This is a genomic window from Azospirillum formosense (assembly GCF_013340925.1).
Taxonomy (GTDB): domain Bacteria; phylum Pseudomonadota; class Alphaproteobacteria; order Azospirillales; family Azospirillaceae; genus Azospirillum; species Azospirillum formosense.
Window position 1 is genome coordinate 1 of record NZ_WHOR01000160.1, and the last position, 13,233, is coordinate 13,233.

12 protein-coding genes are annotated in these 13,233 nt (G+C 68.5%); 7 read left to right on the forward strand and 5 right to left on the reverse strand.

The window, feature by feature from the left end; all coding sequences use genetic code 11:
• Positions 1-34: 34 nt before the first annotated feature.
• A complete protein-coding gene (rph, locus tag GBZ26_RS19080; RefSeq protein ID WP_174440200.1) occupies positions 35-754 on the reverse strand; it encodes a ribonuclease PH in 720 nt (239 codons plus the stop codon).
• A 165-nt stretch (positions 755-919) separates the two neighbouring features.
• Between rph and hrcA the strand changes: the two genes are divergently transcribed.
• From hrcA to GBZ26_RS19095, 3 genes are all read left to right on the forward strand, one after another.
• Positions 920-1,960 carry a heat-inducible transcriptional repressor HrcA gene (gene hrcA, locus GBZ26_RS19085; RefSeq protein ID WP_035670634.1) on the forward strand — a complete coding sequence of 347 codons (1,041 nt, stop codon included), beginning with the start codon at positions 920-922 and terminating at the stop codon, positions 1,958-1,960.
• Between the two features lie 73 nt (positions 1,961-2,033).
• Complete coding sequence (gene grpE / locus GBZ26_RS19090) at positions 2,034-2,657, forward strand: nucleotide exchange factor GrpE (RefSeq protein WP_174440201.1); 624 nt, start codon at positions 2,034-2,036, stop codon at positions 2,655-2,657.
• A 211-nt stretch (positions 2,658-2,868) separates the two neighbouring features.
• Complete coding sequence (locus GBZ26_RS19095) at positions 2,869-3,234, forward strand: response regulator (RefSeq protein WP_174440202.1); 366 nt, start codon at positions 2,869-2,871, stop codon at positions 3,232-3,234.
• Positions 3,235-3,400: 166 nt separating this feature from the next.
• Here GBZ26_RS19095 and GBZ26_RS30705 read toward each other — a convergent pair whose 3' ends face one another.
• Positions 3,401-3,535, reverse strand: coding sequence for a hypothetical protein (locus GBZ26_RS30705; RefSeq protein WP_281427248.1), 135 nt, complete (start codon positions 3,533-3,535; stop codon positions 3,401-3,403).
• A 107-nt stretch (positions 3,536-3,642) separates the two neighbouring features.
• Positions 3,643-4,521 carry a DUF1848 domain-containing protein gene (locus GBZ26_RS19100; protein WP_174440203.1) on the reverse strand — a complete coding sequence of 293 codons (879 nt, stop codon included), beginning with the start codon at positions 4,519-4,521 and terminating at the stop codon, positions 3,643-3,645.
• Between the two features lie 107 nt (positions 4,522-4,628).
• On the opposite strand from GBZ26_RS19100, the gene GBZ26_RS19105 reads away from it, so the two are divergent.
• Complete coding sequence (locus tag GBZ26_RS19105) at positions 4,629-5,144, forward strand: hypothetical protein (protein WP_174440204.1); 516 nt, start codon at positions 4,629-4,631, stop codon at positions 5,142-5,144.
• A 130-nt stretch (positions 5,145-5,274) separates the two neighbouring features.
• Here the strand turns inward: GBZ26_RS19105 and GBZ26_RS19110 are convergent, their stop codons facing one another.
• Positions 5,275-5,478: a hypothetical protein gene (locus GBZ26_RS19110; protein WP_035670647.1), complete on the reverse strand. Its 204-nt coding sequence runs from the start codon at positions 5,476-5,478 to the stop codon at positions 5,275-5,277.
• A gap of 400 nt (positions 5,479-5,878) precedes the next feature.
• Here GBZ26_RS19110 and dnaK point away from each other — a divergent pair, with 400 nt between their 5' ends.
• The 3 genes from dnaK (at position 5,879) to GBZ26_RS19125 (ending at position 10,689) form a co-directional block, all read left to right on the forward strand.
• Positions 5,879-7,948 (forward strand): molecular chaperone DnaK, encoded by a 2,070-nt coding sequence (dnaK, locus tag GBZ26_RS19115; protein WP_281427249.1) that lies wholly within the window; start codon positions 5,879-5,881, stop codon positions 7,946-7,948.
• Positions 7,949-8,109: 161 nt separating this feature from the next.
• The gene (dnaJ, locus tag GBZ26_RS19120) at positions 8,110-9,255 is read left to right on the forward strand and encodes a molecular chaperone DnaJ (protein WP_109069871.1); all 1,146 of its coding nucleotides are present in this window, start codon (positions 8,110-8,112) and stop codon (positions 9,253-9,255) included.
• 306 nt (positions 9,256-9,561) lie between these two features.
• Complete coding sequence (locus GBZ26_RS19125) at positions 9,562-10,689, forward strand: diguanylate cyclase (RefSeq protein WP_174440206.1); 1,128 nt, start codon at positions 9,562-9,564, stop codon at positions 10,687-10,689.
• Positions 10,690-10,697: 8 nt separating this feature from the next.
• Here GBZ26_RS19125 and GBZ26_RS19130 read toward each other — a convergent pair whose 3' ends face one another.
• Positions 10,698-13,223 (reverse strand): ABC transporter permease, encoded by a 2,526-nt coding sequence (locus GBZ26_RS19130; protein ID WP_174440207.1) that lies wholly within the window; start codon positions 13,221-13,223, stop codon positions 10,698-10,700.
• Positions 13,224-13,233 lie beyond the last annotated feature (10 nt).

Here is a 13,233-nt window from a genome sequence, read left to right on the forward strand (position 1 = left end):
GATGTTTATAAGAGACAGATCCGCAACCGCGCCTTTACTTCACCGCGATCGCCGCCTTCTGCAAGGCCACCAGCTCGTTGATGCCCTTGCGGGCGAGCGCCAGCAGCTCCATGAATTGCGGCTCGCTGAAGGGGCGCTCCTCGGCGGTGCCCTGCACCTCGACGATGCCGCCGTTGCCGGTCAGAACGAAGTTGGCGTCGGCCTGCGCCGTCGAATCCTCGGCGTAGTCGAGGTCCAGCACGCTGGCGTTCTTGTAGATGCCGCAGGAGACGGCGGCCACATGGTCGGTCAGCGGCATGGTCTTCAGAGCGCCGATCTGCATCAGATGCTGGAAGGCCAGATGCAGGGCGACGAAGCTGCCGGTGATGGCGGCGGTGCGGGTGCCGCCGTCGGCCTGGATGACGTCGCAGTCGATCTTGATCTGCTTTTCGCCCATGGCGGCGCGGTCGGTGACGGCGCGCAGCGCGCGGCCGATCAGGCGCTGGATCTCCTGGGTGCGGCCCGACTGCTTGCCCTTGGCGGCCTCGCGGTCGGTGCGGCTGTGGGTGGAGCGCGGCAGCATGCCGTATTCGGCGGTGACCCAGCCGAGGCCGGTGTTCTTCAGGAAGCGGGGAACGCCCTCGTCCACGCTGGCGGTGCACAGGACGTGCGTGTCGCCGAACCGCACCAGGCAGGACCCCTCGGCGTGCTTGCTGAAATGGGGCTCAAGGGAAATGGTGCGCAACTGGTCGTGGGCGCGGCCGGAGGGACGCATCGGGCATGATCCGCGAATCTGTTGAAATCGGCGGCAAGCTAACGTCCGCCGCCCCCGCCGTCCAGCGCGCAACCGGGGCGCACGTTGATTCGGAGCGGACACCTGCCTAAATTCGGGACGCCCCTTATCCGCGCCCCAACAGCATCGTCCGGTCCCCGCCCCGCCATGATCACCGAGCTGAACCAACGGTCCCGCGAGATCTTCCGGCTGATCGTCGACGCCTATGTGGCGACCGGCGAGCCGGTGGGCTCGCGCACGATCTCGCGGAGGCTCGGCATGGCCCTGTCGCCCGCGACCATCCGCAACGTCATGGCCGACCTGGAGGAGCAAGGGCTGCTCTACGCCCCCCACACCTCCGCCGGCCGCATCCCGACCGAGGCGGGGCTGCGCCTGTTCGTCAACGGCCTGCTGGAGATCGGCAGCCTGAGCGAGGACGAGCGCGGCTCCATCGAGGCCAAATGCGCCTCCTCCGGGCGGTCGCTCCAGGACGTTCTGGGCGAGGCCTCCACCCTGCTGTCCGGCCTGTCGCACTGCGCCGGGCTGGTGGTGGCGCCGAAGACCGACCGGCCGTTGAAGCACATCGAGTTCGTTTCGCTGGCCCCCGGCCGGGCGCTGGTCGTGCTGGTCAACGAGGACGGGCTGGTCGAGAACCGCGTCATCGAGGTGCCGGTGGGCGTGCCCGCCGCGACGCTGCAGATGGTCTCCAACTTCCTCAGCGCGAAGCTGGTGGGCCGCACGCTGGACGAGGCGCGGCAGGCCGTGCTGCGCGAGATCGAGGACCAGAAGACCGAGCTGGACGAATTGTCGCAGCGCGTGGTCTCCGCCGGGCTCGCCACCTGGGCGGGCAGCGGCGGGCAGAACAGCGGCCAGCTCATCGTGCGCGGCCAGGCGAAGCTGCTGGAGGACGTCACCGCCCTGTCGGACCTGGAGCGCGTGCGCGCCCTGTTCGAGGCGCTGGAGACCAAGGAGACCATGCTGCGCCTGCTCGACGCCACCGGGAAGGGCGACGGGGTGCAGATCTTCATCGGCGCGGAGAATGTGCTGTTCGGCCATTCGGGCTGTTCGCTGATCATCTCGCCGTTCCAGAACAGCCGCGAGCAGGTGATCGGCGCCATCGGCGTGATCGGCCCGACCCGCATCAATTATGCCCGGATCATCCCGCTTGTGGATTATACAGCCAAGGTCATCAGCCGCCTTGTCGGGTGACGCCCTGTCGTGTGACGACCTTGGCAACCCTTCCACCCACCAGACGACGACCAGAGACGACAACGAGAGAGCCATGAGCGAAGAGCAGAACAAGCCCGCCGAAACCGAGGTGGAGCAGACCGAAGCCGTCCAGGATAAGGCCGCCCAGGATAAGGCCGCCCAGGACAAGGCCGCGGACGCCGGCGCCGGGGATCGCGTGGCCCAGCTTGAGGCCGAGGTCGCCAGCCTGAAGGACCAGCTCCTGCGCCAGATGGCCGAGGTGGAGAACACCCGCCGCCGCGCCCAGCGCGACCGCGAGGACGCCAGCAAGTTCGCCGTGTCCAGCTTCGCCAAGGAGCTGGTGACGGTGGCCGACAACCTGCGCCGCGCGCTGGAGGCCGTCCCCGCCGAGGGCCGCGAGAACGACGACGTGCTGAAGAGCCTCTCCGTGGGCGTGGAGGCGACGGAGCGTCAGCTCATCTCCGCCTTCGAGCGCGCGGGCATCAAGAAGATCGACCCGACCGGCGAGCTGTTCGACCCGAACTTCCATCAGGTGATGTTCGAGATCGAGAACACCGGCAAGCCCGCCGGCACCGTCGTCCAGGTGCTCCAGCCCGGCTACACCATCCATGGCCGCCTGCTGCGCGAGGCCATGGTGGGCGTCGCCAAGGCCGGTCCTCACGAAATGGGCGGCCAGCACGTCGATACCAAAGCCTGACCGTCCTCCGGACGGCAGGCGGCACGTCTTGCGGCGCGGGGGCTACGGCCCGCCGCGCCGCTCCTTTTCGCACGGGTGCCGTCCTTCGATTGATCCGCAGCTACCGAACAACTTGCGCCGGGCGGATCATTCCCCTATTCGCATCTGGGATTATCGCGGCGCACAATGAACCGCCTGCTCCAGGCCGCCGCTCATTCAGGGAACCGGACCCGTGGCCAAGACCATTCTGACCGTCGACGACTCCAAGACCATCCGCGACATGGTCGCCTTCACGCTGCGCAACGCCGGCTATGGCGTCACCGAGGCGGCGGACGGCAGCGCCGGTCTGGAGCAGGTCAACCGGCAGAAGTTCGACTGCATCATCACCGACCTGAACATGCCGGGCATGGACGGTCTGGCTCTGACCCGGGCCATCCGCGGCAGCGCGCTCAACCGCGCGACCCCCGTCCTGCTGCTGACCACCGAGGCCGATCCCGCCAAGAAGACCGCCGGCCGCGAGGCCGGGGCCACCGGCTGGCTGGTCAAGCCCTTCAACCCGGACAAGCTGGTTGAGACCGTGAAGAAGGTCTGCCCGTAAACCGCTGTCCTCACGAGTGGCGCGGGGCGTTGCCGCACCAGCACGACGGCGGCGCTCCGCCGCCTCGGCCATCTGTGCAACGACGTCCACGCTCATACCCTTGCCGTCAAAGGGATTTCCTCCTGTTCACCAGGAGGGAGTTCAAAAACCTTCTCCAGCGAATGCCTCACTCGTCGCCGCGCTCCGCCTCGGGAAAGCGGGTGGACAGGTCGCCGTCGGCCGGCGAGCGCATCTTGGCGCCCAGCCCGCGCTGCACCCGGCTGATGTCGGTGCCGACCCAGGCGATCTCTCCGGTCAGCAAAGTTGAGGGCGTTCATTCCGTCCTATCATCGCGGACAACCTGATAGTGAACTGCCAAGGATTGCCACCTCGGCGGGTCGGTATCTCCCGCCAGGGTGGCGACAGGAATTAGGTCGACGGTCTGGGAAACAGGAACTCGCCCGCCGGATCGTGGGCGGCGAAGCGCCGCTGCGCCGTGTTGCGGTTGGCGACGGCGTAGCAATAGACGCAACCGTGCGGGCAGGTGTCGTAATCCCCGATGTCGCGGCTTTCTGCGCACAGGCAGCCCGGCCGGTTGCCCTTTTCCCTGGCGCCGATGGGCCGCCCGGCGACGTCGGACAGCCGTTGCGCGTCGACGCAGCGGGCCGGCGCCGTGCCGGGAACGCCGGCCAGTTCCGGCTGGGTGCACAGCGTCAGCGCCATGCCGTGCTCCGCGGCGATGCCGGCCAGATCGGCCAGCAGGGCGCGCTTCTCCTCCGGGTCCGGGTCGCGCCAGGGCACACCGGCGGCGTCCAGATTGCGCGCCGTCTTGCGGTAAGGCTGGAGAAAGGAGACCACCGCCTCGTCGGTCAGGCCGCGCATCCGGCCAGCCAGCCGGGCGAAGGTCTCGCGGTGCCAGGACGGCGGCATGGCCTCTGTTTTCACGATGGGGTCGTAGCGCCAGACGGCGGCGCGCGGCCCCCAGCGGTCGCGCAGCCGGGCCATATGCTCGACCGCGCGCTCCGCATCGGGGACGGAGCGCTCCAGCGCGCCGGGTAGGCCGGTGACGCTGTACTGGACGACGAAGGGAAAGCCGCGTTCCGACACCTCTTCCAGCGCCGGCAGGAAGGGGCCGAGATTCTTGGTCCAGAAGACGAAGCCGTCGACCTCCGCGCGGGTCAGGCCGATCCGGTAGGTCTGGCCGCCGTAGGGGTTGACCATGCGGCAGTATCCGGCCTCCAGCCGGTTCAGGAACCAGCGCCCGTAGAAGGCGGGAATGTCCGTCTTGTAGCTGGCGGAAACGATCATCGTCGGACCATGGTGGCTCGGCGGGCCGCGATCAAGGCTGGATTCGCCGGCGCTTCGGCCTAAAGTGCCGGCACAGGATCAGGGGCACAGGATCAGGGGAGGATGCCGTGACGGGCGGACAGGACGGCCAGAGCATCAGCGACGGTGCGGGCCACAGCGTGGAATGGGAAGGTGTGGTGCGGTTCCGGCTGCCGGACGGCTGGCGCCCGGAGGTGGAGGAGCATGAGGGCCACGCCGTGGCCGCCTTCCACCCGCCGGCCCCGGCGGGGGGCGTGCTGCGGCTGGTCACCGATCGGGTGGCGCCCAAGGATGGGCCGGACGGCGCCGTGGCGGTGCTGCGCGAGATGGCGCTGCGCTTCGTGCGCCCCGACGACCCGCGCGCCAGCGACCGGATCGTCGAGCCCTGGGGCGACGACGGCGTGCTGGCCCAGGCGGTGATGATGACGGAGGAGGACGGCGGCACCGACGCCCATTACCTCTGGCTGGTCGGGGCGGAGCGGGACGGCAAGGCGGCGGCGGCCATGTTCAGCTACCGCCTGCCCATGGTCATGGACGGGGACGAGTCCTGCGCCGGCACGCTGGCCCTGCTCGACGGGGCGATCCGCGCGGCGGAGATACTGTAAAGCGCCCTGGAGGCGCCCGGACGTAAGAAAGCCGCCCTGTCGGGGGCGGCTTTTTCTTTTCCGGCCGGATTGTTCGAGCCCGATGTCCCCGGCGTTCCCCCGTCGGTTCGGGCCAGCAGTGTTCAGACGATCAGCAATGGCCGGCGCCGCCGGACATCAGGGCCTTCAGCTGCGCCGCCTTCGGATCGAAGGCCATGGCCGCTTCCTCCGCCGCCATGGCGGCCAGGCTGATGAAGCGCGCCAGATCGTCCAGATCGCACTTCGTCGCGTCGTCCATAAGGCTGTCGAGGCAGGACTTGATGGCCAGAGCCATGTCGCGCCGTTCGTCCATCATCTTGATCCCCCATGGAATACTGCACACGGTCCCGCTTCGGAAAGCCATGCCTGCGAACAACAGCGGCCCCCTTTGCCTTGGAGGGATATATCATATTTCCTTCGGATCTCCACTATTAGAATCTTGAGACAACAAAGAAACGGAGCAACCGGCAATTGATTGCGCGCAAGAATGCACACCATTACTTGTTAATGAAAAGTTAACATGCCTGGAATGCGGGGTTTTGCTTGTGTTAAAGCCCTGTAACAGAGCGCTTTCCGGCGTCTTGGCGGGATCAGGGGACGCTGTTGCACGCCTTATGCTTCTGAATACCCTGGTATTCACTTGCGACGCGAAGCCACGGGCGCGACGATATGCCCCGGCGTGCGCGTCACCTTTTGGTCTTTTGACGGTTGGTGGAATGACCAGGACGTTGCAGCCCGAAACGCACCTGCCTATATCTCCGGCGACAGACGTGAATCCACCCAACCGTTCCACCGACCCCAAGGGGATCGCGGCGGTGCCGGACCAAACGGGCCGCCACGCATCTGCCGAACAACAGAGGCTGAACATGAGCAAAGTCATTGGCATCGACCTCGGCACCACGAACTCCTGCGTGGCCGTCATGGAAGGCTCCAGCGCCAAGGTGATCGAAAACGCCGAAGGCACGCGCACCACGCCCTCCATGGTCGCCTTCGCGCAGAACGCGGAGCGTCTGGTCGGCCAGCCGGCCAAGCGTCAGGCGGTGACGAATCCCGAGAACACCCTCTTCGCGATCAAGCGTCTGATCGGCCGCCGCTACGACGATCCGCTGACCAAGAAGGACCAGGGCCTCGTCCCCTACAAGATCATTCCCGGCGACAACGGCGACGCCTGGGTGGAGGCCGTCGGCAAGAAGTACAGCCCGTCCCAGATCAGCGCCTTCATCCTGCAGAAGATGAAGGAGACGGCGGAGAACTATCTGGGCGAGAAGGTGACCCAGGCGGTCATCACCGTCCCGGCCTACTTCAACGACAGCCAGCGCCAGGCGACCAAGGACGCCGGCAAGATCGCCGGCCTGGAAGTGCTGCGCATCATCAACGAGCCGACGGCGGCCGCTCTGGCCTACGGCATGGAGAAGAAGGGCGCCGGCACCATCGCCGTGTACGATCTCGGCGGCGGCACCTTCGACGTCTCCGTGCTGGAGATCGGCGACGGCGTGTTCGAGGTGAAGTCGACCAACGGCGACACCTTCCTCGGCGGTGAGGACTTCGACGCTCGCATCATCGACTACCTCGCCGACGAGTTCCAGAAGGAGCAGGGCATCGACCTGCGCAAGGACCGTCTGGCCCTGCAGCGCCTGAAGGAAGCCGCCGAGAAGGCGAAGATTGAGCTGTCCTCGGCCATGCAGACCGAGGTCAACCTGCCCTTCATCACCGCCGACCAGTCCGGCCCGAAGCACCTCAACGTCAAGCTGACCCGCGCCAAGCTGGAAGCCCTGGTGGACGAGCTGGTCCAGCGCACGATCGAGCCCTGCAAGGCCGCGCTGCGCGACGCCGGCCTGAAGGCCAACGAGATCGACGAGGTGATCCTGGTCGGCGGCATGACCCGCATGCCCAAGGTCATCGAGGCGGTGAAGCAGTTCTTCGGCCGTGAGCCGCACCGCGGCGTGAACCCGGACGAGGTGGTCGCCATCGGCGCCGCCATCCAGGGCGGCGTGCTGAAGGGCGAGGTCAAGGACGTCCTGCTGCTCGACGTCACCCCGCTCAGCCTGGGCATCGAGACGCTGGGCGGCGTGTTCACCCGCCTGATCGACCGCAACACGACGATCCCGACCAAGAAGTCCCAGACCTTCTCGACCGCCGAGGACAACCAGAACGCGGTGACCATCCGCGTCTTCCAGGGCGAGCGCGAGATGGCGGCGGACAACAAGCTGCTCGGCCAGTTCGACCTCGTCGGCATCCCGCCGGCCCCGCGCGGCGTGCCGCAGGTCGAGGTGACCTTCGACATCGACGCCAACGGCATCGTCAGCGTCACGGCGAAGGACAAGGCCACCGGCAAGGAGCAGCAGATCCGCATCCAGGCGTCGGGCGGCCTGTCGGACGCCGACATCAACAAGATGGTGAAGGACGCCGAGGCCCACGCCGCCGACGACAAGAAGCGGCGCGAGCTGGTGGACGCCCGCAACCACGCGGACGCCCTGATCCACACCACCGAGCGGACGATCAAGGAGAACGGCGACAAGATCCCCGCCGCCGACAAGACCGCCGCCGAGGCCGCCGTGGCCGAGCTGAAGTCGGTCATGGACGGCGAGGATCTGGAGGCCGTGAAGGCGAAGACCGAGGCGCTGGCCCAGGTGTCGATGAAGCTGGGCGAGGCCATGTACAAGGCCGGCCAGGGCGAGGCCCCGGGCGCCGGTGCCGCCGGTGCGGCGGGTGCGGCCCCGAACGAGCCGGGCGTGGTCGACGCCGACTTCGAGGAAGTGGACGACGACAAGAAGAAGTCGGCCTAAGCGTTCGGAACCGGAGGCAATCGTTGGGCAGCCGCCCATTGCCTCCGGTGTCACAGCCGGGAGAACCCGGCGCCATGCAGTATCGTCCGGCCCGTCATCCGTCCTGCGGTGGCGGGCCGGAGATACGATTGGTCTATTGTATGTGAAGGCGGTCGGGGCCCATGGCGAAACAGGACTATTACGAGCTGCTCGGGGTGGCGAAGGGCGCCAGCGCGGACGAGATCAAAAAAGCGTACCGCAAGATGGCGATGCAGTATCACCCGGACCGCAACCAGGGTGACAAGGACGCCGAGCACAAGTTCAAGGAAATCAGCGAAGCCTACGACGTCCTGAAGGACGAGCAGAAGCGCGCGGCCTACGACCGCTTCGGCCACGGCGCCTTCGAGAACGGGCGTGGCGGGGCCGGCGGCGGCTTCGGCGGCTTCGATTTCGGCGGCGGTGGCGGCGGCTTCGCCGACATCTTCGACGAGATGTTCGGGGAGTTCATGGGCGGGCGCCGCGGCGGCGGTGCCGCGTCGGGCCGCGGCCAGGACCTGCGCTACAATCTGGAGATCGGGCTGGAGGAGGCCTTCAAGGGCACCACGGCCAACGTCCGCGTTCCCTCCACCGTCGCCTGCGACTCCTGCAGCGGCTCCGGGGCGGCGGCGGGGACCCAGCCGGTCACCTGCCCGACCTGCCAGGGCCACGGCAAGGTGCGCGCCCAGCAGGGCTTCTTCACCATTGAACGCACCTGCCCGGCCTGCCACGGCCAGGGCCGCGTCATCAAGGACCCCTGCAAGAGCTGCGGCGGCGCCGGGCGCCTGCGCAAGGAGAAGACCCTCCAGGTCAACATCCCCGCGGGCGTGGAGGACGGCACCCGCATCCGTCTGGCCGGCGAGGGCGAGGCGGGGTTGCGCGGCGCGCCGCCGGGCGATCTCTACATCTTCCTGGCCATCGCGCCGCACCCGATCTTCCAGCGCGACGGCGCCAACATCCACTGCCGGGTGCCGATCCCGATGACCACAGCGGCGCTGGGCGGCACGGTGGAGGTGCCGACCATCGAGGGCAGCCGCACCAAGGTGACGGTCCCGCCCGGCACCCAGTCCGGCCACCAGTTCCGCATCAAGGGCAAGGGCATGTCGGTGCTGCGCAGCCAGCAGCGCGGCGACATGTACATCCAGGCCGTCGTCGAGACTCCGGTCAACCTGACCAAGAAGCAGCAGGAGCTTCTGCGCGAGTTCGACACCGCCGGCAAGGAAGGCTCCCACCCGCAGTCCGAAGGCTTCTTCGCCAAGGTGAAGGAGCTTTGGGAGGACCTGAAGGACTGAGCGATTTCCCTTCGTTCCGACCCATGAAAAAGGCCCGGCCCCCAGCCGGGCCTTTTTCATGCCGGGCTTTTTTATGTGCACCGCGTGCTTTTGTCCCAGTGGTATGACCACTTCGGCGTTGACAGCGGCGGGCGGCGGGAAGACTGTCCCGGAAAATCACGTACAAATGCGTTGGTGCCACAGGCTGCGCCGCATACGCACGTATCCCTGGAAATCACAGCAATTGCCGTTGCCGATGGGGGGCATCGCGTGTATCAACAAGCGCTTAATCTCCTCAGACGGTTCGCGGAGAGGGCATTCCAGGCGGTGAGCGGCGATCTCTCCTTCGAGCAATTGCGCGACCTGATGCATCCGGGCGGGCACACCCCGATCATCCAGCGTCGCCGGGCCGTGCTGATCCATTCCCGCGTCCGCATGGTCGCGGCCGTGTTCGCGGTGCTGACGCCGCTGTGGATCGTCATCGACGTCTTCATCTTCCCCTGGCCGCTGTGGGGCTATCTCGCCGGCCTGCGGCTGGTGTCCAGCTTCGCCTTCGGCGCGCTGGCGCTCGGCTACCGGATCTGCGACGACATGGGCAGCGCGTGGCGGGGGCTGGCCCTGCTGCTGGCGGTGCCGACCATCTTCTTCCTCGCCTCGCACCCCATGCTGAACGAGGACATGATCGCGGGAAGCGCGCTGGCGGTGGCCGCCGGTTACGCCTTCCTGCCCTTCGTGATGGTGGCGGGGCTCAGCGTCTTCCCGCTGACCGCGCTGGAGGGGCTGGCCTTCGCGACGCCGATGCTGGCGGCCCACATGCTGGCCGGGGTCTACGGCTCGCTGGTCTTCCCCTTCCCCTCCTATCTGGGCGCCCTGTGGCTGTTGGTGCTCATCATGGTGGTGGCGACGCTGGCGGCGATGAGCCAGTTGCACTTCATGATGGCCCTGGTCGATCAGGCGTCGCACGACGGGCTGACTGGCGCCTTCTCCCGCCGCATCGGGGAGGAGCTTTTGCGGCTGCAGTTCGCCCACGCCCAGCGCTCCGACCATCCGCTGTCGGTGATCTTCTTCGACCTGGACAATTTCAAGTCGATCAACGACCGCTTCGGGCACGACCAGGGCGACAAGCAGCTCGGACGGTCGGCGGAGGCCATCCGCGCCATGCTGCGCCAGTCCGACGTGCTCGTCCGCTGGGGCGGGGAGGAGTTCGTGGTCATCATGCCCAACACCGGCCGGCAGGGCGCCCTGACCGCGGTGGAACGGCTGCACGAGCGGGGCTTGGGCAAGCGTCCGGACGGCACCTTGCAGACCGCCAGCGTCGGCGTCGCCGAATACCTCCACGACCGCCCGGTGGATTGGGAAAGGCTGGTCGATCTGGCCGACCAGCGCATGTATGCGGCCAAGCAGTCCGGCAAGAACCGCATCGTCGCCGACGACCGCGTCCCCGAACCGGCCTGACCCTCCCGTCAGTCGTTGCGCAGCAGCGGGGCGGAGGGTTGGCCCAACGCCCGCCATGTCCCGAGGAAGCCGAAGGCCAGCGTGATCGCCGTGCTGAGCAGCGCCGTGGTCAGCACCGCCGAGGGCAGGAAGGTCCAGTCCCAGCGCATCAGGAAGGTCATCACCGCCCAGGCCGTGACGGTGCCGATGACCCCGGCGATGGCCGCGGTCAGGATGCCGAGCAGGCCGTATTCCAGCAGGAAGGCCTTCAGCACGTCGGCCCGCGTGGCGCCCAGCACCTTCAGCACCACCGCGTCGTAGACCCGGCGGCGGTGCCCGGCGGCGACCGCCCCGGCCAGCACCAGCGTGCCGGCGGCCAGCGTGATGCCCGCGGTGATGCGCACCGCCGTGCCGATGTGGCCCAGCATCGTGCCCACCGTGTCCAGCGCGTCCTTCACCCGCACCAGCGTCACGTTGGGGAAGCGTTGCAGGACGGAGCGCTGGACCTCCGGCTCCGCCGCCGGGGTGCTGCGGACGGTGGCGATCCAGGTCTGCGGCGCCCGCTCCAGCGTGCCGGGCGCGAAGACCATCGTGAAGTTGATGGCCAGCGTCGAGAAGTCGGCGGCGCGGATGTTGGCGACCTTCGCCTCGATGGTGCGGCCCAGGATGTTGACGCCCATGGTGGCGCCCGGACCGATGCCGAAGGCGTTCGCCACGTTCTGGTGGATGGAGATCAGCGGCGTGCCCTTGTAGTCCTCCGGCCACCAGGAGCCGGCGACGATCTCCGAATGCTCGGGCAGCTTGGCGGAGTAGGTCACGCCGCGGTCGCCGGACAGCACCCAGGACTGCTCGGGGTTGATCAGCGCCTTCTCCGCCGGCTGGCCGTTCACCGTCTCGATCCGCCCGCGCAAGCTGGGCACCGCCTCGAACCCGCTGGTGCCGGGCAGGGCGGTCAGCGTCTGCTTCAGCGGCTCGAACTGGTCGGGCTGGATGTCCACGAAGAAGAAGCTGGGGGCGTCCTTGGGGATCGTCTCGTTGACCCGGCGGGAGAAGTTGCCCTCGATCAGCGCGATGGCGACCAGCACGGTCAGGCCGAGGCCGAGCGACAGAACCACCGCCCCGGTCGGGTTGCCCGGCCGGTGCAGGTTGGCGAGCGCCAGCCGCAGCCCCGGACGGCGCGGGCGCCCCGCCGCCGCGGCCCCGCGCACCACCAGCCAAGCGGCCAGGCGGAAGGCGAGGAAGGTGGCGATGGAGCCGCCGACGAACCAGGCGGCAAACATCCTGTTGTGGGCGGTGGCGACGGCCAGCCCGGCCAGAGCCGCCACGGTCAGCGCCATCGCCGCCAGATAGACGGCGCGCGGGCGGCCCCCGGCGGGGGCGACCACGTCGCGGAACTGCGCCGCCGCCGGCACCTCCCGCGCGCGGCCCAGCGGCCACAGCGAGAAGGTCAGGGCGGTCAGCAGGCCGTAGAGCGCAGCCAGAGCCAGGGCGCCCGGGTAGACGCCGATCCGGGTGGGGACGGGCAGCACCTGGTCGAGCAGCGACCCCAGCCCCAGCGGCGCCACCGCGCCGAGCAGCAGCCCGAGCAGGATGCCCAGCCCGGACAGGGCGAGGATCTGCAGCAGATAGACCTGGAAGACCAGATCGCCCGGCGCGCCCAGGCATTTCAGCGTGGCGATGGTGCGGGCGCGCGAATCGAGATGGCTGCGCACCGCGTTGCCCACCCCGACCCCGCCGACCAGCAGGGCGGTCAGCCCGACCAGCGTCAGGAACAGCGTCATGCGGTCGATGAAGCGCTCGATCTGTGGGGAGGCGTTGGTGAAGTCGCGGACCCGCCAGCCGGCGTCGGGGAAGCGCGCGGTCAGCGCCTTCTGCCACGCCGCCACGTCGGTGCCCGGCGGCAGGGCCAGCTTGGCGGTCCAATAGACGATGCTGCCGGGCTGGAGCAGGCCGGTGCCCTCCAGCGACGGCAAGGCGATCATCACCCGCGGCCCCAGCGAGAAGGCGCCGTTGGACGCGCGGTCCGGCTCGCGCGTCAGGACGCCGCGCACGGCGAACTCGCCCTCGCCCAGGCGCAGCGTGTCGCCGGTCTTCAGCCCCAGCCGGTCGAGCAGCCCGTCCTCGACCAGCGCGCCCCAGCGCCCGTCGCGGTTGGCCAGCGCCGTGTGCAGGTCACCCTCCGGCGCCAGGGCCACGGAGCCGTAGAGGGGGTAGACGCCGTCCACCGCCTTCAGCTCGACCAGCGTGGACCGCTGGTCGTCGGCGGAGCGGGCCATGGCGCGCATCTCCACCGATTGAGACAGGCGCCCGGCCTGTTCCAGCCAGGAGCGCTGTTCGTCGGTCGGCGGTGTGTAGATCTGCCGCAGCGCGACGTCGCCGCCCAGGATCGCCCGTCCGTCCGCCTGCAGGCCCGACAGCACGCCGCCGGACACGGAGTTGACCGCGGCGATCGCCGCGACGCCGAGCGTCAGGCAGGCCAGGAAGATGCGGAATCCCTTCAGCCCCCCGCGCAGCTCGCGGCGGGCCAGACGGAAGGCGAGGGCGAGGTTGGTCATGGGGGCGTCC

Excerpts from the sequence above, each read along its gene's own strand:
- rph (WP_174440200.1), bottom strand. The coding sequence starts at position 754 with ATGCGTCCCTCCGGCCGCGCCCACGACCAGTTGCGCACCATTTCCCTT.
- hrcA (WP_035670634.1), top strand. The coding sequence starts at position 920 with ATGATCACCGAGCTGAACCAACGGTCCCGCGAGATCTTCCGGCTGATC.
- grpE (WP_174440201.1), top strand. The coding sequence starts at position 2,034 with ATGAGCGAAGAGCAGAACAAGCCCGCCGAAACCGAGGTGGAGCAGACC.
- GBZ26_RS19100 (WP_174440203.1), bottom strand. The coding sequence starts at position 4,521 with ATGATCGTTTCCGCCAGCTACAAGACGGACATTCCCGCCTTCTACGGG.
- GBZ26_RS19110 (WP_035670647.1), bottom strand. The coding sequence starts at position 5,478 with ATGATGGACGAACGGCGCGACATGGCTCTGGCCATCAAGTCCTGCCTC.
- dnaK (WP_281427249.1), top strand. The coding sequence starts at position 5,879 with ATGACCAGGACGTTGCAGCCCGAAACGCACCTGCCTATATCTCCGGCG.
- dnaJ (WP_109069871.1), top strand. The coding sequence starts at position 8,110 with ATGGCGAAACAGGACTATTACGAGCTGCTCGGGGTGGCGAAGGGCGCC.
- GBZ26_RS19130 (WP_174440207.1), bottom strand. The coding sequence starts at position 13,223 with ATGACCAACCTCGCCCTCGCCTTCCGTCTGGCCCGCCGCGAGCTGCGC.